The 20,985-nt window shown below is 61.9% G+C and carries 16 protein-coding genes; 7 read left to right on the top strand and 9 right to left on the bottom strand.

Annotation, left to right across the window (positions count from 1 at the left end; genetic code table 11):
- Positions 1 to 36: 36 nt before the first annotated feature.
- The 5 genes from rlmD to C5F70_RS02680 all read right to left on the bottom strand — a co-directional run bounded on the left by rlmD (position 37) and on the right by C5F70_RS02680 (position 9,830).
- Positions 37 to 1,389 (bottom strand): 23S rRNA (uracil(1939)-C(5))-methyltransferase RlmD, encoded by a 1,353-nt coding sequence (gene rlmD, locus C5F70_RS02700; RefSeq protein WP_046382479.1) that lies wholly within the window; start codon positions 1,387 to 1,389, stop codon positions 37 to 39.
- On the bottom strand, positions 1,389 to 2,291 hold the full coding sequence (gene cysM, locus C5F70_RS02695) for a cysteine synthase CysM (protein ID WP_017845306.1): 903 nt from the start codon (positions 2,289 to 2,291) through the stop codon (positions 1,389 to 1,391). Before cysM ends, rlmD begins: the two co-directional genes overlap by 1 nt.
- A gap of 106 nt (positions 2,292 to 2,397) precedes the next feature.
- Positions 2,398 to 8,268 (bottom strand): NEL-type E3 ubiquitin ligase domain-containing protein, encoded by a 5,871-nt coding sequence (locus tag C5F70_RS02690; RefSeq protein WP_104902688.1) that lies wholly within the window; start codon positions 8,266 to 8,268, stop codon positions 2,398 to 2,400.
- A gap of 71 nt (positions 8,269 to 8,339) precedes the next feature.
- Positions 8,340 to 8,930: a tRNA-uridine aminocarboxypropyltransferase gene (locus tag C5F70_RS02685; RefSeq protein ID WP_104902687.1), complete on the bottom strand. Its 591-nt coding sequence runs from the start codon at positions 8,928 to 8,930 to the stop codon at positions 8,340 to 8,342.
- A gap of 6 nt (positions 8,931 to 8,936) precedes the next feature.
- Positions 8,937 to 9,830, bottom strand: a complete 894-nt coding sequence (locus C5F70_RS02680) for a LysR family transcriptional regulator (RefSeq protein ID WP_017845303.1) — start codon at positions 9,828 to 9,830, stop codon at positions 8,937 to 8,939.
- Positions 9,831 to 9,979: 149 nt separating this feature from the next.
- On the opposite strand from C5F70_RS02680, the gene speB reads away from it, so the two are divergent.
- Genes speB through C5F70_RS02660 form a run of 4 tightly spaced genes read left to right on the top strand, consistent with a single transcriptional unit; the run spans position 9,980 to position 14,301 of the window.
- On the top strand, positions 9,980 to 10,930 hold the full coding sequence (speB, locus tag C5F70_RS02675) for an agmatinase (RefSeq protein ID WP_017845302.1): 951 nt from the start codon (positions 9,980 to 9,982) through the stop codon (positions 10,928 to 10,930).
- Positions 10,930 to 11,352, top strand: coding sequence for a nuclear transport factor 2 family protein (locus C5F70_RS02670; protein ID WP_017845301.1), 423 nt, complete (start codon positions 10,930 to 10,932; stop codon positions 11,350 to 11,352). Before speB ends, C5F70_RS02670 begins: the two co-directional genes overlap by 1 nt.
- Positions 11,353 to 11,373: 21 nt before the next feature.
- Positions 11,374 to 12,885 carry a cytosine permease gene (locus C5F70_RS02665; RefSeq protein ID WP_104902686.1) on the top strand — a complete coding sequence of 504 codons (1,512 nt, stop codon included), beginning with the start codon at positions 11,374 to 11,376 and terminating at the stop codon, positions 12,883 to 12,885.
- Between the two features lie 33 nt (positions 12,886 to 12,918).
- Entirely contained in the window at positions 12,919 to 14,301 is a 1,383-nt protein-coding gene (locus C5F70_RS02660; protein ID WP_017845299.1) for a sodium:solute symporter, read from the top strand.
- A 158-nt stretch (positions 14,302 to 14,459) separates the two neighbouring features.
- Here C5F70_RS02660 and C5F70_RS30915 read toward each other — a convergent pair whose 3' ends face one another.
- Together C5F70_RS30915 and C5F70_RS02655 are read right to left on the bottom strand one after the other, a co-directional pair.
- The gene (locus C5F70_RS30915; RefSeq protein ID WP_017737772.1) at positions 14,460 to 14,582 is read right to left on the bottom strand and encodes a PA1414 family protein; all 123 of its coding nucleotides are present in this window, start codon (positions 14,580 to 14,582) and stop codon (positions 14,460 to 14,462) included.
- 139 nt (positions 14,583 to 14,721) lie between these two features.
- Positions 14,722 to 15,615 carry a LysR family transcriptional regulator gene (locus C5F70_RS02655; protein ID WP_046382475.1) on the bottom strand — a complete coding sequence of 298 codons (894 nt, stop codon included), beginning with the start codon at positions 15,613 to 15,615 and terminating at the stop codon, positions 14,722 to 14,724.
- 105 nt (positions 15,616 to 15,720) lie between these two features.
- Between C5F70_RS02655 and C5F70_RS02650 the strand changes: the two genes are divergently transcribed.
- Entirely contained in the window at positions 15,721 to 16,938 is a 1,218-nt protein-coding gene (locus tag C5F70_RS02650) for a YbfB/YjiJ family MFS transporter (RefSeq protein ID WP_046488332.1), read from the top strand.
- Here the strand turns inward: C5F70_RS02650 and C5F70_RS02645 are convergent.
- Positions 16,850 to 18,292: an NCS1 family nucleobase:cation symporter-1 gene (locus C5F70_RS02645; protein ID WP_104902685.1), complete on the bottom strand. Its 1,443-nt coding sequence runs from the start codon at positions 18,290 to 18,292 to the stop codon at positions 16,850 to 16,852. The genes C5F70_RS02650 and C5F70_RS02645 overlap by 89 nt on opposite strands.
- A 372-nt stretch (positions 18,293 to 18,664) precedes the next feature.
- Positions 18,665 to 19,501, bottom strand: a complete 837-nt coding sequence (locus C5F70_RS02640; RefSeq protein ID WP_028617391.1) for a S1 RNA-binding domain-containing protein — start codon at positions 19,499 to 19,501, stop codon at positions 18,665 to 18,667.
- A gap of 322 nt (positions 19,502 to 19,823) precedes the next feature.
- Here C5F70_RS02640 and C5F70_RS02635 point away from each other — a divergent pair, with 322 nt between their 5' ends.
- Complete coding sequence (locus C5F70_RS02635) at positions 19,824 to 20,003, top strand: hypothetical protein (protein WP_003193095.1); 180 nt, start codon at positions 19,824 to 19,826, stop codon at positions 20,001 to 20,003.
- Between the two features lie 208 nt (positions 20,004 to 20,211).
- Positions 20,212 to 20,934: a TorF family putative porin gene (locus C5F70_RS02630; protein WP_017845294.1), complete on the top strand. Its 723-nt coding sequence runs from the start codon at positions 20,212 to 20,214 to the stop codon at positions 20,932 to 20,934.
- Positions 20,935 to 20,985: the final 51 nt, after the last annotated feature.

The following is a 20,985-nucleotide window of genomic DNA, read 5'->3' as shown; positions in this document are numbered from 1 at the left end:
CAGGAGAATGCAGGCCAGTCGGATTAAACGGGCATCCTAGCCCGCCTCAAATAACGCCATCGCCTCGACATGCGCGGTTTGCGGAAACATGTCGAGGATCCCGGCACGTTTTAGCCGGTAACCCTGCTTGACCAACTCAACCGTGTCCCGCGCCAGCGTCGCCGGATTGCAGGACACGTACACCAGGCGCTTGGCCCCCAGGCTGGCGAGCTTGCGCACAACCTCCAGGGCACCGTCGCGAGGTGGGTCCAAGAGTACCGCAGAAAAGCCCTGTTTGGCCCATTCCGCGTCAGTCAACGACTGGGACAAATCAGCCTGAAAAAACTGCACATTATGCAAATTATTGCTGACGGCATTCAGCGCCGCACGCTCGACCATGGCCTGCACGCCTTCCACCGCGACCACTTCGCGCACCTGGCGCGCAAGTGGCAGGGCGAAGTTGCCCAGCCCGCAAAACAGGTCCAGCACGCGCTCATCGGCTTGCGGCGCCAGCCATTCGAGGGCCTGGGCCACCATCGCCGCGTTGACCCCGGCGTTGACCTGGACAAAATCGCCCGGCCGATACGCCAGCTCCAGAGCCCACGGCTCCAACCGATAACCCAGGGCCTGGTCAGGCTCGACCGGCTCCGGCTGGCCCTCGCCATGCAGCCACAACTGGGCCTCATGGAAGGCGCAGAATTCTTTGAGGATCAGCAGATCGGCGTCGGACAACGGCGCCATATGGCGCAGCAATACGGCGATGGACGACCCGCTGAACAGCTCCACATGCCCCAATGCCTGCGGTTTGCTCAAGCGCCGCAACATGTTGGGCAAGCGCTGCATGATCGGTTGCAAGGCCTGTACCAGCACCGGGCAATCGTCGATGGCGACGATGTCCTGGCTGGCCACGGCGCGAAAGCCCACTTCCAGGGTCTTGGCCTTGGCGTCCCAGCGCACCGCCACGCGGGCGCGACGCCGATAGCCCAGCTCCGGGCCACTCAACGGTGCCGCCCACGCCTGCGGTTCGACCCCTGCCACACGCGACAGTTGCTCGGCGAGCATGCGCTGTTTCAGGGCAAGTTGTTCAGCATGGGGCAGGTGCTGCACGCTGCAACCGCCGCAACGACCGAAGTGCGCGCACGGCGCCGGGCGCCGCAGTTCGCTGGGCTTGAACACACGCTCGGTGCGCGCCTCGACCACTTTGCCGTGGGCGCCCAATACCCGCGCTTCGACCTCTTCACCGGCCAGCGCACCGTTGACGAACCAGGTGCGGCCTTCAAAGAACACGATGCCACGGCCGTCATTGGCCAGGCGCTCGATGGTCAGGCGTTGCTTCTTGCCCACCGGAATCTGTGGGGTGCGGCTGCCGCCCGTCGGCTGGAAGCGCAGGCCTCTCTCGTGCTTGGCCATCAGTTGGGTTCGTCGAAAATGCCGGTCGACAAGTAACGGTCGCCACGGTCACAGATGATCGCGACGATCACCGCGTTTTCCACTTCCTTGGACAATCGCAACATGCCGGCCACGGCGCCGCCGGAGGACACACCGCAGAAGATGCCTTCTTCACGGGCCAGGCGGCGCGTGGTGTCTTCGGCTTCACGCTGGGCCATGTCGATGATGCGATCCACGCGCGTGGCGTTGTAGATCTTCGGCAAATACTCTTCGGGCCAGCGGCGAATCCCGGGGATCGACGCGCCTTCCATCGGTTGCAGGCCGACGATCTGGATCGCCGGGTTCTGCTCCTTGAGGTAGCGCGAGTTGCCCATGATGGTGCCGGTGGTGCCCATGGAGCTGACGAAATGAGTAATCGTGCCCTGGGTCTGGCGCCAGATTTCCGGGCCGGTGGTGGTGTAGTGCGCCTCGGGATTGTCGCCGTTGGCGAACTGGTCCAGCACCTGGCCACGGCCTTCGGCGGCCATGCGCTCGGCGAGGTCGCGGGCGCCTTCCATGCCTTCTTCCTGGCTGACCAGGACCAATTCGGCACCGTAGGCGGTCATCGCGGCCTTGCGCTCGGCGCTGCCATTGTCGGGCATGATCAGCACCATCTTGTAACCCTTGATCGCCGCGGCCATGGCCAGGGCGATCCCGGTGTTACCGGAGGTGGCTTCGATCAGGGTGTCGCCCGGCTTGATCTGCCCGCGCAGCTCGGCGCGCGTGATCATCGACAGCGCCGGACGGTCCTTGACGGAACCGGCCGGGTTGTTCCCTTCGAGCTTGAGCAACAGGGTATTGCTGGTTTCACCCGCCATGCGTTGCAAGCGGACCAGGGGCGTGTTGCCGACGCAATCGGCGATTGTAGGGTACTGCAAGGTCATGGCGTATTCGCAATCCAGACTGCGGGGCGAACATCATACCGGGAAAGCCTGGCGCGCCATATCACGCAAAGTGCGGTGCTTATGGCTTAAAGGCATAAGCACGCAATCAGCCGGTCACGAAGCGAGTCCATTCCTCGCGCGTCAGTTGCTCAATCAATTGCTCCTCGTCGTGCGCCCTCAAGGCTTGCACCTTACGCACCAGCAGCAGGTACGCGCCTTCGCTCATCTCCGCGCTTTCGACTTGCGCCTGCGCACGCTCCATTTCTCGATCGTATTGCCCAAGGCGCGCGTCGAACCGCAATCGGTATTTACGCGCCAGAAACTGCCGCCAGTATTCTGCTTGCACCAATAAAGCCGGCCAGTCGAACTGAGCTTCGGCGGCCACGATCATTCCGTGCATCCTGGTGATTGAGTTCGCATTGGGGCCACCCAGTGTCCTGGCCAAACGCTCTTCGAATCCAAGGGGTAAATCCAGGCTGTGCGCCAACGCAATGCGGCTGGCAAGGATCATGCTGCTCACCACATCCCACGTTTGATGGCGGTCGAAACGCAACACCATCTCATCGATGGCCTGCAACCGTTTCAGGGCTCGAAAGTAATTCAAGAGTGGCGCCGCATCACCGTCCGTGTCGCGGGCGAGCAGTTCGATCGGCAGGAACTCAAGCTCCAGCGCATTGAGTGATAACAGCCAGCCATCCACCCCGCGATTGAGCTCGAAGCGGTGCTGAAACAGGATCACGGCCAACTGCTCGTTATGGGTTGCACTCTCGATCAACTGCCACACGCGGCGCGTCAGGTCTTCTCGCAGCGCCCGAAAGCCGGTGGCGATGAGCGACGGATAGGCCGCGATACATGCCAGCAGCTCAAAAAAGCGATCAGACATCGGGCGTTGCTGCAGTTGCGCCCAAAGTGCCTGGTAGTGGGGAACCTCAGCGAAAGGCAGCACCGCCAACCATGTGTCGGGGCGTGTGGATGCCGCTGCGGGCTGGGCGCCCAGGCCAAAATCGATATCCGCCTGCCCCGGCCACTCACGGTAGCGGCGCATCATTTGCAGGGAGCCCTGTGAAAGAGGGTTGCCTTGCAAATTCATCGCTCGATGAACATTCGGGTAAATGAACAAATCGAGGCTGGTCAAGATCGATATTCGATTGTCACGCAAATCAAAGACCTCCAGTGATCGCAAGATGGCGGCGCCAAGGGGCAGGCTTTCAATTTGCGTATTGCGCAGGTTAAGCACGCGCAACTTCTTCAACCCATGCAGCTTCAAGCGCTGCCCCAGTCTCAGTGGGTTTACCGATAAATCCAGTGTCACCAGGCTGGTCATTTCAGCGAGCAGTATTACGTCCCCCAGTTGAAGCTTGAGCTGATTATTCGAGAGGTTGAGCAGCGATAAATAGCCCAGCTGTGCCAACCCGACGGGAAGGCGCTGCAGATGATTGCCGTTGAAAAATACCCAGCGAAGCTGCGGAAAACACCTGAAAAAACTGGTTGGAATGGTTTCCAGCCGATTGTTTTTCAGGCTCAACAGTTTTACATGACCGAAATAGGCGCCCAGCGGCGGCAAATCATTTAATGCCAAGTCATCCAGGTTGAGTTCATACGGTACCCCGCGAACGGAGTCTTCTTTAGCCCAGCAGCGCTGAATGCGCGCCGCCGCCTCACGTTGTGCGGGCAAGTCCTCGGGCTTCCCCAGCAGGCACCATCGCTCAAGGTTGGCATTCAAGACGGCGCGCTCTCTGAACATGAAGTCGATCGCGCTTTCCCGCTCTCGGACGGAATCACTCAGGCCCTGGAGCAGCGCGAAGGCCTGCTCATCGGTTTTCGCCGGAAACAGCTGCCGCAGCTTGGCGACGTGTTCACGGTCCACCGGCCCCCAATGATCACCGCCGCTCAACGGGTAACCCATGCGCCCATCCGCCAGGCGCCGTGGCGGGACGTACCAGGGGCGTCGCTGTGGGTCGAACAGGCTGAGGGCGCGTTGCGAACGCTGTTCGATCTCCCGGCGCAGCGCATCGTGGGTGTAGTGCAGCGCTTCACGTTCAGTCGACGGTAATGCGTCCAACAGCACCGCCAGGAACGCCCCGGGACGCCCGGTCGGTTGCCGTTCACCGTTCGCTTGAAGAATGTAGGCCTGATAATCCACGTCGACCGCTTCCAGTATCCGTCTGAGCGCGCCGTCGACCGGGCCGATGCTATCGATCAGGCGACCGCGCTCCCACACCTCGACCCGCAGGTGGTTCGGCCATCCGTCGATGTCCGGCAATGTATGCAGGATCAGTCTCGAGGTGTCTTCACTCGCTGCAGCCGGCAGATACAATCCCTCCAGCGCCCTGATCTTGCGCGCGACGCTCACCCGCCAACGCGCGGCCGACATCAGGCTCAAGGGGATGCGGCCGGCCTGCAGGCTGAGGCGCTCCTGCGCGGTGACGTCGCGCACCAGTTCTTCGGCGAGTGCCGCCGTCAAACTGGGAAAATCGCGCTGCAGCACCTGCGCCAATGGATCGCCCGATGGCTGCTGTTTTTGGCCCAGCGCCTTGAAAAACAGGCGCTCCATGTGGGGCCGGTTGCGCGCGACCTCGGCCTCGAGCACCGCGACTTGCTCGGCGCGGGTGGCCGCCGCCGGCCCCACCAACGTTTCGGTGCTGTCGGCACCGACCTCGCCGAGCAGCCTGTCGAAAAAATCCCGCCCCGTATCCACGCCGGTGTTGATCCGTTGATGCCGCATGAAGCGCTCGACGGTCTCCACCACGATTGCCGGCGCGCGCTCATTGCGCAGATGTATCCGGCGCAGGACGTCCGCTGTCACCCCGCTGATCTGCTGAATCTGCTCGATGGCATCCGCCGGCACTGCGCGGGTAAACGGCCCCAGGCGCTGGAACGCCTTGGCGCCGTCCCACGTCAGCGGGTTTTCCCATTCGTGCCGCCAGGCGCCGGCACCGTTGTGGCTCAACAGCGGGGCATACGCATCGTTCAGGGACGGGTGCAATAGGCGCCATGGCTGCTCCGCCACCTTGAAATAAGCATCGTCCAGCCACAGGTAGCGCTCCGCCCCCAGGTGGTAAAGGCCAAGGGCATCGGGCTCTGCGGCGATACGGGCGGTATCGACGTGACTGACGTAGTGCGCGATCTCGCGCCGGTCGGGATAAAACGCGCCATCCGGCGCACGATGGCGCAACAGGGCGCGAGCGACCTGACGCCGAAAGTCGGCAACGCTGTGCTCCGCGCTCAAGCCGAGTAGACGCCGGTCATCGTCGGACAGCTGGCGCATGACCGCCAGATAGAAACCGTTGGCACCACTCAGCATGGCGCCGGTGCGCGACTCACGGTGGTAATACGGCGAAAATCGCCCTTGGCCCTGATCAATGACCACCACGCTGCGGTCCTGCGCCCCCTGCGAAACATAGGGCAGCGCTTGCGTGGCCGGGCTGACGAGCAACGCCTGGGCGCTGCCGTCGCGCAGTACGCTGTGGGCGAAATGCGCGGCCCAATCCTGGGTTTGCCGGTCAAATCGGCGCGGATGAAAAAGCCCATCGACGATGGCTTCGCGGCGCGTCACCAGGCGTGCGGCGCGCAATGCGTCGTAAAGCGCCTCGGGTTGCAGTTGCGACTGCAGCAGCTGGGTTTGCTGATGCTCCGATAACGGGTGTTCGCGCAACACCTCCAGCAACCGCGCCATGCTCAGTTCGGGGTGCAAGGCCCGTAGTTGGGTAATCACCGCCGGTACGGGCTGGTCGGGGCTGACGCGCTCGGGCAACAATTTGAGTACCGATGCACTGGCGCCCACCGCGTCAGCACGGCAGGTGTCGGCAAACCGCGTGAGCGCGTCAAACAGGTCGATCCCCAAGGCCTTGGCTTTAGTCGCCAATTGCTGGCGAAGCAACTGCGCGTCACCCGAAACAAGCGTCGGCACCAACGCCACAATGGCCTGTGCCACATGGGCGGTGAAGCGGCGCGGCGTGGCATAGGCGAACTCATGATTTTCCAGCGCGGTCAGCGTAACCACTGCCGTTGTCGCACGCGTTGCCTCCTTATTGTAGCGACGCACCTCCAGGCCCTGATGGTCTTCAATGCTCAACGACATTCCCGCCGGCCAACCCTCCAACTGAGTGAGCAGCGGCGCCATGACGTCCAGCGCGTCGACGGGTGCGGGGCGGCTGGGGTCGGCGCCTGCGGCCAGCCAATCGATCAGCCGGTCGGCGCGCAACCGATGCACGGCGTCGACCAAAGACGCCGACGCCGGCGCGCCCTCCCATACCTGGTTCAAGGTCTGTGCCGAGGTCGCGCTCGTTTCGAGCAAAATCTCGATTTGCCGTGGCAATACGTCCTGGCTGCCGAGCATTCTTTCGAGCACCTGCGGGCTCGACAGATGCCGGTGTTCAGGCACGGCGCTGTAGCGCTGGGACAAGCGTTGATACAAGTGCTGATGGCGACGCAACACGCTGCGCCCCAAACGCGTATGCAATCGACCACTGATCAGTAAATCGGCAAGGTCGGCAAACCCCTGGAGCAATTCGGCAGGCTCGCCGAGCAGCGCCTGCCGCCCCCCTTCGACCAACGCTTGCTCCATCGCTATGAACATTGCAAACGCCCTCACCCGCCCCAACCCTTTTAACGCCCCCGGCACCGGGATCAGCAGCACATCGAGGATTTCACCGATCAGGGTCTGGAACAGCTCGATCATGGTGGGCATGAAACCGGGCGTCTGGTGCGCCAATTCCTGCAGATTGGCGCGACTGCGCTCGCGATAGAAATCGTTCAGACTCAGCGCCGGGGACTTTTGCACGACGTTGCGCACATAGCCAACTTTATCGACGATGTTGACGCTCGGAATGACACGGGCCAGCCAGTCGACCAGTTTTTCCAACCCCTCAAGGTCGCGACGCGGCTGCGCGGTTTTACCGATTTGCTTGAGCCGCGCGCAGTCACGCAGCCACATGATCTGATACAGCCAATCGACCCGCCCCGCGCGGTAGGCCGCATGAAACTCCGCATGAAACACCTCACAGGCTTGCCGATGGCTGGCATGATGACGCAGCGACCCGCCGGGGCGATTCGGGATAAAACTGAAAGCCCCCTTGCAACCGCTGACGGAAAAAACGATGTGGGGAATGCTCAAGCTGTCGCCGGGAGGCTGGCCGGCGTAATGCCCGACCAAGCCGATCGATTGGGGCAACCAACTGATGTTGTCCGTCCCATGGGGCACGAAAAGCAGCATTTCCTCTACACGCTCCCAGCGCGCTTCTCCCGCCAGCGCACGTTTCACCTGCTGGTATTTGTCCCGGTCGACGCGGCTGGCTTCGGTGTTTCTCAAGGCCTCGATGAGGGCGAACTCAAACTCGGCATTCGCCAACCGCATGATGCTGCTGCCCAGCGAGGCGTTGGCCTGCAGCGCCTGGTCGAGACGGCGGCGCAGTTGCCCGCCGAGATCGAGCCGGCGCACCAGCGCAATGAATTCGCCGGCGGTCGCGTTGATGTTCCTGTCGAGGTAACTGGCATCGGCCAGGCCGGTGCGGCCGGGGTAGCTCCAGCCGGTCAGGCCGTCATAGTTCATACAGGCGGCGTCCCATAAGGTCACGCTAGAGATCTTGATCTCATCGCCTTTCAATTCGCGCCGGACGCGACCGGAGTGCTTGAGGTAGCGGGTATTGATCTTCGCTACCTTGGGGTCGATGTACTGGCCGGTCAGGGTTATCAACGCGCTGCGCAACGACTCCAGGGCATGTAGCTCGAACGCTTCGGTGAGTTGGCGGATGCCCTGCTCCATGGTGTGCTGCGCATCGATCCAGGCCCTTTGCAGGCGCACGTACTCACGTTTTTCGGCAAGATCGAGCCCGCCGAGAAGGCCGTCGAACTCGGCTCTCAAGCCATCCAGGGCCTGCAGGACTGACCACTCCAGGCCGGCCATCAAGGGTGCGCGCTGCTGCGCGATAAAAGCGCTCAGCGTGTCCTGCGGTGTGGGGGTAATCGGCTCGCTCATGGCTCTGCTCCTGAAAAGCTCAGCCTATCGCCTCGCCGTCAGCGTCTCAGGTAGCTATGTAGCGCCATGGATCAGCCGTGGTTCTTGTCGAAAACCGCCGGTCCCATCGCCGCAATCTGGCCCTCGATCAACGCATCGAAGGGTTTGAGTAACGGCTCGAAAGAAGTGGGCGCCTCCAGCACCTGCAACGCCTGCACAATCGCCTCCACCGTCGACAAGGCGCCGGGGCCCGGCGCCTTGCGCAGCCGGTAGCGCGAGACGGCGCCCGCGGCCAGCGTCACCCTGGGCAGCGCCGCCAGCAGCGGGTTGAGGTGCAACAGCTTGCGCGCCTTGCGCCAGGTGCCGTCGGGGACCACCAGCAACAACGGCCCGTCGCTCGGCCCATAAGCCTGCAGCGGCTGGGCATCGTCTGCCGGAAACAACAGGCGCGCCTGATAGCCGGGCGGGTTCAGCAAGCTCGGCAGATCGTCGAATACCTCGCCCACCACCAACTGCGCATTGTTCAAGCCCAACGCCGCCAACCGCGCGGTATTGAGCGCATGGTTGACCTCGCTCGGGTGCTGCAGCAGCAACACGCGGGTGCGGCTGTCGAGGCTGGGGATCAGCGCGCACAGGCAATGGGTGGCGGGCCGCAGGCAACGGGAACACTGGGGTCTGGACATGGTTTTTCAGGCCTGGTTGAGCTGGGTTTTGAGCAAGTCGCGAAACGTCTGGATCAGCGGCTCGCGGCTACGGCCACGGCGCATGATCATCGAGAACGGCGCCTGGTAGCCGAAGGTCGCCGGCAGCAGCACGCGCAGGTCGCCCTTGTCGGCCCAGGCCTGGGCGTAGTGTTCGGGCAGGTAGCCGATGTAGGCGCCGGACAGCACCAGGATCAGTTGCGCCTCCATACTTTCCACGGTGGCGGCGCTGTGCTTGAAGCCGTGGCGCGCCAGTTCCGCCTGGCTCCAGTAGCCGCGCCCGACCATGCGCTGCTGGGTGATCACCTGTTCGGGGATGCGCCGCTCATTGAACAACGGGTGCCGGGTGCTGCAATACAACCAGTGTTGTTCACGGTACAGCGGCATGTAGATCAGCCCGCTCATGCGGTTGGAGAACGCGCCGATGGCCAGGTCCAGGCGGTTGTCCTGCACACCCAGTTGCAGTTCGTAAGGGCTCAGCACCGACAAATGCAGGTGCACCGCCGGGTGTTCCAGGCTGTAGGCGCCGATCACCTCGGCGAACGGCAGGGCCTTGTCGCTGACGGTGGAGTCGAGCACGCCGAGCTTGAGCGTGCCGCGCAGCTCGCCTTTGAGCGCGGCGGCGTATTGCTCGAAACCTTCCAGTTCGCCCAGTAGCCGCAGAGTCTCCTGATGGAACAACTCGCCCTTGCTGGTCAGGCTGAACCCGCCCCGGCCACGGTGGCACAGCACCAGGCCCAACGCCGATTCGAGCTGGCTCATATAGGTGCTGATCGCCGAGGTCGACAGGTTGAGCTCGTGCTGCGCATTGGCGAACCCCTGGTGACGCACGACGCTGACGAAGATGCGCAGGAGTTTCAGATCAGGCAAGGCGTTGGCCATGGTCGGCTCCGGGGAGGTGATCGCAGTAGTCTACCTGCCGGCATTAGTTTAGAAAAATCTGAACTAAGTATTTGCCTCTGCCGATTCTTCCCACCCCGGGCTTTTCGCAGAATCGGCCGCTAATAAACACAACACGATGAGGCAATCCCGTGGACAAGATTTTCCACCAACCACTGGGCGGCAACGAAATGCCGCGCTTCGCCGGCATCGCCACCATGATGCGTCTTCCCCATTTGCAATCGGCCAAGGGCCTGGATGCGGCCTTTATCGGCGTGCCGCTGGACATCGGCACCTCGCTGCGCGCCGGCACCCGCTTCGGCCCCCGGGAAATCCGCGCCGAATCGGTGATGATCCGCCCGTACAACATGGCCACCGGTGCCGCGCCGTTCGATTCGCTGTCGGTGGCCGATATCGGCGACGTGGCGATCAACACCTTCAACCTGCTCGACGCCGTGCGGATCATTGAAGAAGCCTACGACGAGATCCTCGAACACAACGTCATCCCCATGACCCTGGGCGGCGACCACACCATCACCCTGCCGATCCTGCGGGCGATCCACAAAAAACACGGCAAGGTCGGGCTGGTCCACATCGATGCCCATGCCGACGTCAACGACCACATGTTCGGCGAGAAGATCGCCCACGGCACCACCTTCCGCCGTGCGGTGGAAGAAGGCCTGCTCGATTGCGACCGCGTGGTACAGATCGGCCTGCGCGCCCAGGGCTACACCGCCGAAGACTTCAACTGGAGCCGCAAGCAAGGCTTTCGTGTGGTGCAGGCCGAAGAATGCTGGCACCACTCCCTCGCGCCGTTGATGGCCGAAGTGCGCGAAAAAGTCGGTGGCGGCCCGGTGTACCTGAGCTTTGACATCGACGGCATCGACCCGGCCTGGGCGCCCGGCACCGGCACCCCGGAAATCGGCGGGCTGACCACCATCCAGGCGATCGAAATCATCCGTGGCTGCCAGGGCCTCGACCTGATTGGTTGCGATCTGGTAGAAGTTTCGCCGCCTTACGACACCACCGGCAACACCTCGTTGCTGGGCGCCAACCTGCTGTACGAAATGCTCTGCGTACTGCCCGGTGTGGCGCACCGCTGATGAGCACCCATGAGGTGTTGAAAGCGGCGGCCGACCTAGTGTCGGCCTTCGCACGCAACGACCGCGAGGCTTACTTCGGCGCGTTCAGCGCCGATGCCAGCTTCGTGTTCTACACCCTGCCCCAGCCGCTGCTCAGTCGCGATGCCTACCAGGCATTGTGGGACAGCTGGCGCCGGGACGAGGGGTTCGAGGTGCTGTCCTGCGTCTCGAGCAACGCCGTTGTCAGCCTGCAGGGTGATGTGGCGATTTTTATGCATGACGTGGCCACCGAGCTGCGCATGAACGGGGAGCAATTCAATAGCCAGGAACGCGAGACCATTGTCTTCAGACGGCAAGGGTTGGACGTACAACAAAAACAAGGCCTGTGGCTGGCCTGTCACGAACATTTGTCCGCTATGTCGGAAGGGCTGCCGCCCCCTTAGCCAATGTGATCGGAGCTGATCATGAATAATAAAAACAACGAAAACAGTATTCGCAAGATAGAAACCAACGGGGTCGAACAGATCCCGGACCATGAACGTACCGCCGGGCCCAAGGATCTGTTTCGCCTGATCTTCGGCGGTGCCAATACCTTTGCCACAGCGGTGCTGGGTGCCTTTCCTGTGCTGTTCGGCCTGTCGTTCCAGGCCGGTGTCTGGGCGATTGTGCTGGGCGTGCTGGTGGGTGCGCTGATCCTGGCGCCCATGGGCCTGTTCGGGCCGATCAATGGCACCAACAATGCTGTGTCGTCCGGGGCGCACTTCGGTGTCCACGGGCGGATCGTCGGCTCGTTTCTGTCATTGCTGACGGCGATTGCCTTCTTCTCACTGTCGGTGTGGAGTTCGGGCGATGCGCTGGTCGGCGGTGCGAAGCGGCTGATCGGCCTGCCGGAAACCGACCTGACCCTGGGCCTGGCCTACGGCGTGTTTGCCATCCTGGTGCTGACGGTCTGTATCTACGGCTTTCGCTTCATGCTGTGGGTCAACCGCATCGCGGTGTGGGCGGCGAGCCTGCTGTTTCTGCTGGGGATCTTCGCGTTCGCGCCGACCTTCGACAGCCACTTCGCCGGCAGCGTGGCCCTCGGCCAGAGCGGCTTCTGGGCCGCGTTTATCGGTGCGGCGCTAGTGGCCATGAGCAACCCGATCTCCTTCGGCGCGTTCCTCGGTGACTGGTCGCGCTACATCCCGCGTGAAACGCCGAAAATTCGCATCATGCTGGCGGTGGTCGCGGCACAGATCGCCACCTTGATCCCGTTCCTGTTCGGCTTGGCCACCGCGACCATCGTCGCGGTCAGGGCACCGGACTACATCGCGGCCAACAACTACGTCGGCGGCCTGCTGGCGGTGGCGCCGAGCTGGTTCTTCCTGCCGGTGTGCCTGATCGCGGTGATCGGCGGCATGTCCACCGGCACCACGTCGCTGTATGGCACGGGGTTGGACATGTCCAGCGTGTTCCCGCGCCTGCTGTCGCGGGTCAAGGCCACGCTGCTGATCGGGGTGATGTCTATCGCCTTCATCTTTATCGGACGTTTCGCCGCCAACCTGGTGCAGAGCGTGTCGACCTTCGCGGTGCTGATCATCACCTGCACCACCCCGTGGATGGTGATGATGATCATCGGCCTGATCGTGCGTCGCGGCTTCTACTGCCCGGACGACCTGCAGGTATTTACCCGCGGCGAACGCGGCGGGCGCTACTGGTTCAGCCACGGCTGGAACTGGCGCGGCCTGGGGGCCTGGATTCCGAGCGCGTTGGTGGGGCTGTGCTTCGTCAACCTGCCGGGGCAGTTTGTCGGGCCATTGGGCAACCTCGCCGAGGGCATCGATATCAGCCTGCCGGTGACATTGGGGCTGGCCTCGGTGGTGTACCTGAGCTTGCTGCGCCTGTTCCCGGAACCGGCTGCCGTGTACGGCCCTTCCGATCCACGCAGCGAACGCACGGACATGCGCGCTGAACCGGCGCTGCAAAAAGCCGCCTGACTTCCATAAAAAAATAATCGGAGACCCGCCGTCATGGCTTTGGATTTATTCGTCGTACTCATCTACGCCGCCGGCATGCTCGTGCTCGGCTATTACGGCATGCGCCGCGCCAAGACCCACGAAGACTACCTGGTCGCCGGGCGCAATCTCGGCCCGTCGCTGTACATGGGCACCATGGCCGCCACGGTATTGGGCGGCGCGTCCACCGTCGGCACCGTGCGCCTGGGGTATGTCCACGGCATCTCCGGCTTCTGGCTGTGCGCCGCGCTGGGCATGGGGATCATCGCGCTGAACCTGTTCCTGGCCAAGCCGTTGCTCAAGCTGAAAATCTTCACCGTCACCCAGGTCCTGGAAAAACGCTACAACCCCATGGCCCGCCAGGCGAGCGCAGTGATCATGCTGGCCTACGCGCTGATGATCGGCGTGACCTCGATCCTGGCCATCGGCACCGTGCTGCAGGTGCTGTTCGGCCTGCCCTTCTGGATTTCGGTGCTGCTCGGCGGTGGCGTGGTGGTGATGTACTCGACCATCGGCGGCATGTGGTCGCTGACCCTGACCGACATCGTGCAGTTCGTGATCAAGACCGTCGGCCTGATGTTTATCCTGCTGCCGATCTGCCTGTACCGCGTCGGCGGCTGGGACGAACTGGTGGCCAAGCTGCCGGCGTCGAACTTCAGCTTCACCGCGATCGGCTGGGACACGATCATCACCTACTTCATGATCTACTTTTTCGGCATCCTGATCGGCCAGGACATCTGGCAACGGGTGTTCACCGCCCGTGACGAAAAGGTCGCCCAGTACGCAGGCACTTTCGCCGGTTTCTACTGCATTCTCTACGGCCTGGCCTGTGCGTTGATCGGCATGGCGGCCCATGTGCTGATTCCCGATCTGGATAACGTCAACAACGCGTTCGCCGCGATCGTCAAAGTGTCGCTGCCCGATGGCATTCGTGGGTTGGTGATTGCGGCGGCGTTGGCGGCGATGATGTCGACGGCCAGCGCCGGCTTGCTGGCGGCGTCCACCGTGTTGACCGAGGACCTGCTGCCACGTTTGCGCGGCGGCAAGCAGTCGAGCCTGAACATCAACCGCCTGTTCACCCTGCTGACCGGTATCGCGGTGCTGGGCATCGCGCTGGTGGTGAACGATGTGATCAGTGCCCTGACCCTGGCTTACAACCTGTTGGTGGGGGGCATGCTGATCCCGCTGATCGGGGCGATCTTCTGGAAGCGCGCGACGACTTCGGGGGCGATTACGTCCATGACCCTGGGCTTCGTGACGGCGTTGGTGTTCATGTTCAAGGACGGCTTGGACGCGAACACGCCGATCTACTACAGCCTGGCAGTGGCGTTGGTGAGTTTTGTCGGGGTGAGCCTGTTGTCGCGCCGGCCTGAAACGGAACCGGCGCGAGCCGCCTGAACAAGCACGCGGGAAATCAGGTTTTCTTCAGCGGGTGCGACGTCGGATGTCGCACTCGTTTTTTTTGCGTGGCGTACCAAGCATCGCGAGGGCGGGTTTGCTTGCTCCCACACAAGCCCGTTCCTACATAGATTCTGCGATGTTCCGACGACTGCGGTTCAACGCCGACGTGGACGACGCTGCTCATCATCCGTGCGAATGGGCACCGGCTGCAGCGGGGGCTCGATCAGGCCCAGCGCAACGCCAAGGTCGTGGAGCCAGGTTTGGATTTTCTCTTTCATGATTGCCCCCTTTGAGGGTAGTGCGGGTCGGCGGAAATTCTTTCGCCTCTTCCTACAAATAGTAGCCCTAACTCCTACACATTGCATGAACGAAACCACAACGAACTATTACCAAATTCATGCAAATACGACAGATCGGTCAGGCGATCGCCCGGCTATCTTGCAGGAACCCGGCCTGGCCTTCGCGCTGCAGTTCGATCCATGCGTTGAGATTAGCGCCGAGCATACCCTTTCGCCACATCAGCCAGGTGGTCGCAGTGGCAAAAGGCTCAGATAGGGGATGAACGGACACGCTGTCCTTGCCTGGCAGGCTGTCGAGCATGGATTCGGACATCAAGGCCACGCCGGAACCGGCGATCACGCAGGCGAGCATGCCTTGATAAGACTCGATCTCAATGGCACGGCCCATCGCCACGTGCTCGTGGGAAAACCACGTCTCCAAACGTCGGCGATAGGAACAACTGCGTCGGAAGGTGAACACTGCACGGCCGGCAACATCCTGAGGGCCGAGTACTGGCGGGTGGTCGGCTTCGCAAATCAGCATCAGCTTTTCGTCGCACAAGGGCACACCGTCCAGGGACGCGATAGTCAGCGGGCCGTCGACCAGCGCCGCGTCGAGACGCCCGGTGATCAAGCCTTCGAGCAGCTCGCCGCTGGGCGCCGATTGCACCTGCAGATTCACCATCGGATACGCCTTGTGATAGCGCGCCAACAGTTTCGGTAAGTGAATCGCGGCGGTGCTGTACATGCTGCCCAGCACAAAGTCACCGGCCGGTTGCCCGCCTTGCACGGCACCGTGGGCTTCGTCGTGCAGCGCCAGCAGACGGGTGCTGTAGTCCAGCAACACTTTGCCCGCAGGGGAAAGCTGCAGGCGTTGACGTTCACGAACGAACAACTCGACGCCCAGTTGCTCCTCCATCTGCTTGAGCCGGGTCGACAGGTTCGATGGTACGCGGTGCAAGCGCTCGGCAGCGCGGGTGATGGAGCCCTCTTCCGCCACGGCCTGGAAAATGCGCAATTGACTGAACTCCATACCTTTCTCCAAAACTGAACAAGTTGCTCACTATTATTCATTTTTACAGAAAGTCAATCCACCTTAGCCTGCACGTCATTCGCTTTCCCGCAGGAAACCTTGCACATGTCGCCGTTGACTCGCCTCCTCGCCAGCTTTATCGCCCTGATGATGGCCATGGGCATTGGCCGCTTCGCCCTCACCCCGCAAATGCCACATCTGCTCAGCGAGGGGCAGATTGATCTGACCGGTGCCGGGCTGATCGCCGCCGCCAACTACCTGGGCTACTTCGTCGGTGCGGTGGATTCGATTTTCGCGCGCAGCCATCACCATGTACGCGGTCGCTTGTACGGCGGGTTGTGGTTGTGCGTGCTGCTGACCCTGGCGTCGTACTGGGCCCATGGGTTCTGGCCGCACCTGCTGTTGCGCTTCGGCACCGGCGTGGCCAGCGCCTGGGCGCTGGTGATGATCACCAGCCTCAGCCAACCGCTGGCGATTGCCGCCGGGCGGCCGCGCTTGGGCGCCCTGGTGTTTGCCGGGCCGGGCCTGGGGATTCTGTTGACCGGCCTGCTCGCGCTGGGTTCGAACCTGCTGGGACAAAGCTCCGCAACACTGTGGCTGGTCTACGGCGGGGTGGCGCTGCTGATGCTGCTGGCGATCCTGCCTTTCCTGCCTCAACCGAGCGTCACTGACACACCCGTCAGCGACGCGAGCAGCAATGCGAGCATCGCGCACCTGGGTTGGGTTTATTTCCTCTACGGCCTCGGCTACATCATCCCGGCGACCTTTCTGTCCCAGATGGCCAGCGCGCAGTTCAAGGGCGCCTGGCAGGCAGACCTGTTCTGGCCATGCTTTGGCCTGGCGGCTGCGCTCGGGGTGGTCGTGGCGAGCCTACGCCGCAAGGCCGCGAACACAACCCGCCGCTGGCTGATGACAACCTTATGGTTGCAAGCGGCGGGCGTATTTACCTGCTTGCTCGGCAACGGCTGGGGCCTGGCGCTGGGCGTGTTGCTCTGCGGCGCACCGTTTCTGGCGTGTATGCAGTTGGTGATGGCACGCTTGCGCGAGGTGGCGCCCCACGGCTACCAGCGCAGCACTGGGGTGCTGACCGCGAGCTTTGCCATCGGACAACTGAGCGGCCCATTGCTCGCGTCGATGAGCAGCCACCTGAGCGGCGGCCTGCAACCGGCGCTGGTGATCGCCGGTTGCGGGTTGTTATTGGCCGGCGCGCTGTTGCTGCGCCCGGCTGCGGCAGTCAGCCAGCCATCAGCGGCGTTGGCACGCGAGCCTGTTCGCGCCGAGCGAGCACCAGGAAAAACAGCCCACCCAGGAAACAGCCGGTAAACCAGGCGAAGTTGGCCATGCCCTGCAAGGCCGGGGTGAACGTGATCGCGACACCCACCAGCGTCGCCGGCAACAGAGCCTTGACCGCCGTCCAGTTCACGCCGCCGTCGAAGTAATAACGCCCGCCCGGGCTGTCATCGAACAGCGCATCCACGTCGATCTGCTGTTTTTTGATCAGGTAGAAGTCCACCAGCAAAATCCCGAACAACGGCCCGATAAACGCGGCGAGGATGTCCAGGGTGTAGTGGATCATCAGCGGGTTGTTGAACAGGTTCCACGGGGTGATAAAGACTGAAGCCACCGCTGCAATCATGCCGCCGGCGCGCCAGCTGATTTTGCTCGGCGCAACGTTGGCGAAGTCGAACGCCGGGGACACGAAGTTGGCGACGATATTGATGCCGATCGTGGCCGTGACAAAGGCAAAGGCGCCCAGCAACACGGCCATGCTGTTGTCGATACGCGACACGGTGGCGATCGGGTCGTGGAGCATTTCACCGAATACCGGCAAGGTGCCCGAGACGATCACCACGGTCACCAGGGAGAACGCCAGGAAATTCACCGGCAACCCCCAGAAATTACCGCGACGCACATCCTGCATGCTGCGGCAGTAGCGGCTGAAATCGCCGAAGTTCAGCGTCGGCCCGGAAAAGTACGACACCACCAACGCCGTCGCCACAATCACCTGGCCGAAAGCCTGCCAGCCCGACAAGGACTTTTCCGCCAGGGTAAAGCTGATATTCGCCCAGCCCGCCTTCCACACGATCCAGCCGGCCAGGGCGAACATCACCGCGTAGACCACCGGCCCGGCCCAGTCGATAAAGCGCCGGATAGACTCCATGCCCGCCCAGAATACGGCCGCCTGCACCACCCACAAGCTGAGGAAACCAAACCAGCCCAGGTAGGACAGGCCCGCGAAGTGCGGCTCTGCATACACGGCCATCTGTGGGAAAAAGCGCAGCACCACGATGATCAGCGCACTCGACGCCAGATACGTCTGAATCCCGTACCACGCCACCGCGATCAAGCCGCGTATCACCGCCGGAATATTCGCACCGAACACACCAAACGCCAGTCGGCAGATCACCGGGTACGGTACGGCCGCTTGCTGGCTCGGCCTGGCCACCAGGTTAGCGATCAATTGCACGATGCAAATGCCCGCGAGCAACGCAATCAGCACCTGCCAACTGGCCAGCCCGAGGGCGAACAGGCTGGCGGCGAAGACATAGCCGCCGACGCTGTGTACGTCGCTCATCCAGAAGGCAAAGATGTTGTACCAGGTCCACTTCTGCGGCAGTGGGCCCAGGTCCTGATTGTACAGGCGCGGGCTGTAGCCTTTGGGCAATTGTTCGGTCATCGCTTGGCTCCTCGAAATACCCGCCTGCGCTGCCGTAACGGGATGCATACGGAAGGCGGCATGGTTTGTATACGAAAGAGTCAGCAGAATGCGTGCCAATGGCCCACAATCCCCACGGGCCGGGGTGCCAAAGGATGTCTCGAGAGTTAGACCGGTGTATACCGCTCAGCAACGGTGCACGCCTTAATCCTGTACACAATCACTTGCACACCCGTTGTGCACACAGGTGCCTGACTGCGCAGCAAGCGGCGCTGAGGAATGTGGCCAAGTTGCTCAGGTCATCTGCGCCGTAGGCCGACAGAACAAGGATTTACGGGGCATCGGCACAGCCTCTGTAGGAGCGATTCGCTCCTACAGAAGAGCAAACCGCACTCAGCTCAGTTCAATGCGATCGGCATGAATCACAATCTGGCCCTGCTTGTAGAGCGCACCAATGGCCTTCTTGAAGTTGCCTTTGCTGACGCCGAACAAGTTGCTGATCACCGCCGGGTCGCTTTTATCGCTGACCGGCAGGCTGCCGTTGTTTTCGCGCAACTTGGCGAGGATCTTCGAGTTGAGGCTGGAAGCCGCTTCCTGGCCGACCGGTTGCAGGCTCAGGCTGATATTGCCGTCGGCGCGGATTTCCTTGATAAAGCCCTTCTCTTCCTTGCCCGGGCGCAGGAACTTGAACACTTCGTTCTTGTGGATCAGGCCCCAGTGCTTGTTGTTGATGATCGCCTTGAAGCCCATGTCCGTGGCCTCGGCCACCAGCAGGTCGACTTCCTGGCCAACCTGGTAGTTGGCGGGCGTCTTGTCCAGGTAGCGGTCAAGGCGCGCGGTGGCGGTGATGCGCTTGGTGTGTTTATCGAGATAGACATGCACCACGCAATATTCGCCAGCGGTCAATTGACGCTTTTCTTCCGAATACGGCAGCAACAGATCCTTGGGCAAGCCCCAATCGAGGAAGACACCGATGCTGTTGACTTCCACAACTTTCAAACTGGCAAATTCGCCGACTTGAACTTTTGGTTTTTCAGTGGTGGCGATAAGTTTGTCATCGCTGTCCAGGTAAATGAATACGTTAAGCCAGTCTTCATCTTCACTGGGAATATCTTTGGGGATATACCGATTAGGCAAGAGGATTTCACCGTCTTGCGCACCATCCAGGTACAAACCAAAGTTAGTGTGTTTAACCACTTGCAAGCTGTTGTAGCGCCCGACTAAAGCCATTTCCAATACCCTCATTGCGTGGGCGGCATTCTACCCGAGTTGCGTCCGGCACGCGCGCACGCCTGAAAATTCGCGGGTTCGCATGGCATTCTACTGGCACCGCCCCACTCGTCTGATCAATCGGCTGAATTCCGCCGCGCCAGCGGCGCCCGACAGACCGCGTGGTTTCGAGTTAAAACAGTAAGTTAGAGGCTTATTTCGACAACGAACTTCGCTGATTTCAGCCAGCGCACTAAATACAAGGGGATATTTACCAAGCAATTGTCAAGCATTTCCTGTACGATGCCTGGCCAAGTTAATTTTCTACAGGTTAGTGGCCGCCATGCGCGTAAAAGCATCCAACAGCAAAGCAAAGCCAGCTCCCGCCGTCGAAACCAGCGAGTCGATCAACAGCCAGATCGCTGCGTTCCTCAAGTCCGGTGGCGAAATCCAGCAGATTGCCAAGGGCGTGAGCGGCCAGACTTTCGGCCCGTCCAAGCAGATCAGCCTGGGCAAGAAGTAAGCTGACCGCGCAACACACCTGGTCCCTAAGCGTCTTGCCAGCAAGGCGCTAGGACTAGAGCCCGAAACACCCCATTGCTTCTCCCTGCAACACAAAATCGACCAACGGGCCTCACCGCCCGGCATTCGCCGGTATGCTTGCACACGTCTAGCACGGGCATCTGCACGATTCCTTCCATTACTGCTCCTCGCTTTTCATGGAGTGAAGCATGCTCAAACCCTGTATTTTCCTGCTCGCCGCCCTCGCCGCCAGCCCTTTGGCCGAAGCGCAGATTTTCCAGCGCGAATTGGGCGACTTCGATCTGAAACTGGGCACCACGCCCAGCCGCAGCATGGCCCAGGGCCTGGTCAAGCCGACATCGCCGGGCAGCGACGCCTTCCACGGCGGCCTCGACCTGAGCCACGACAGCGGCCTGTACATCGGCCAGTTCTCACCGAACATGGGCCTGTCTTCGGCGAGCAACCTTGAAATCGACTCGTACATGGGGTTCAAACACCCCTTCGACCAGACGCTCGGCTACGAAGTGGGATTGATCCACTACAGCTATCCCTCGCTCAGCCCCCTTGACAGCCAGGAGTTCTATGGCGGCCTGAACCTGCTGGGCAATCGCTTCGGCGCGTCCTTCAGCAACGACCCCGACCGCCAGGACAGCACCCTGTTCGCCGACCTTGGCGGCACACAGCCGTTCGGCATCGGCGTCAGCATGAAGTACACCACGCATCAACTGGGCAGCCCGGTCTCGGTGGACGGCGGTTCGATCCGCAGTTTCAGCGACTGGTCGGTGCAATTCTCACGGGCGTGGATGGGCGTTGACCTTGACCTGATCTACAGCGACTCCAGCCTCAACGGCGGCGACTGCTCGGCCTACTCCGGACACAATTCGCAATGCGATGGGCTGTTGACCTTGAAGGCAGCGCGGACGTTTTATTGATGGGCTGAACTGTCGCACCCAGCGCGGGTTCACATGCATTAACCCCCTCTG

The organism is Pseudomonas sp. LH1G9 (assembly GCF_002949975.1).
GTDB lineage: Bacteria > Pseudomonadota > Gammaproteobacteria > Pseudomonadales > Pseudomonadaceae > Aquipseudomonas > Aquipseudomonas veronii.
Note: the sequence above shows the minus strand (reverse complement) of the source record. Positions and strands in the feature narration are given on the sequence as shown.

What these genes read in the sequence shown, in the direction of transcription:
- rlmD (WP_046382479.1), bottom strand. Translation starts at nt 1,389, where the DNA reads ATGGCCAAGCACGAGAGAGGCCTGCGCTTCCAGCCGACGGGCGGCAGC.
- cysM (WP_017845306.1), bottom strand. Translation starts at nt 2,291, where the DNA reads ATGACCTTGCAGTACCCTACAATCGCCGATTGCGTCGGCAACACGCCC.
- C5F70_RS02690 (WP_104902688.1), bottom strand. Translation starts at nt 8,268, where the DNA reads ATGAGCGAGCCGATTACCCCCACACCGCAGGACACGCTGAGCGCTTTT.
- C5F70_RS02685 (WP_104902687.1), bottom strand. Translation starts at nt 8,930, where the DNA reads ATGTCCAGACCCCAGTGTTCCCGTTGCCTGCGGCCCGCCACCCATTGC.
- C5F70_RS02680 (WP_017845303.1), bottom strand. Translation starts at nt 9,830, where the DNA reads ATGGCCAACGCCTTGCCTGATCTGAAACTCCTGCGCATCTTCGTCAGC.
- C5F70_RS02670 (WP_017845301.1), top strand. Translation starts at nt 10,930, where the DNA reads ATGAGCACCCATGAGGTGTTGAAAGCGGCGGCCGACCTAGTGTCGGCC.
- C5F70_RS02665 (WP_104902686.1), top strand. Translation starts at nt 11,374, where the DNA reads ATGAATAATAAAAACAACGAAAACAGTATTCGCAAGATAGAAACCAAC.
- C5F70_RS02660 (WP_017845299.1), top strand. Translation starts at nt 12,919, where the DNA reads ATGGCTTTGGATTTATTCGTCGTACTCATCTACGCCGCCGGCATGCTC.
- C5F70_RS30915 (WP_017737772.1), bottom strand. Translation starts at nt 14,582, where the DNA reads ATGAAAGAGAAAATCCAAACCTGGCTCCACGACCTTGGCGTTGCGCTG.
- C5F70_RS02655 (WP_046382475.1), bottom strand. Translation starts at nt 15,615, where the DNA reads ATGGAGTTCAGTCAATTGCGCATTTTCCAGGCCGTGGCGGAAGAGGGC.
- C5F70_RS02650 (WP_046488332.1), top strand. Translation starts at nt 15,721, where the DNA reads ATGTCGCCGTTGACTCGCCTCCTCGCCAGCTTTATCGCCCTGATGATG.
- C5F70_RS02645 (WP_104902685.1), bottom strand. Translation starts at nt 18,292, where the DNA reads ATGACCGAACAATTGCCCAAAGGCTACAGCCCGCGCCTGTACAATCAG.
- C5F70_RS02640 (WP_028617391.1), bottom strand. Translation starts at nt 19,501, where the DNA reads ATGGCTTTAGTCGGGCGCTACAACAGCTTGCAAGTGGTTAAACACACT.
- C5F70_RS02635 (WP_003193095.1), top strand. Translation starts at nt 19,824, where the DNA reads ATGCGCGTAAAAGCATCCAACAGCAAAGCAAAGCCAGCTCCCGCCGTC.
- C5F70_RS02630 (WP_017845294.1), top strand. Translation starts at nt 20,212, where the DNA reads ATGCTCAAACCCTGTATTTTCCTGCTCGCCGCCCTCGCCGCCAGCCCT.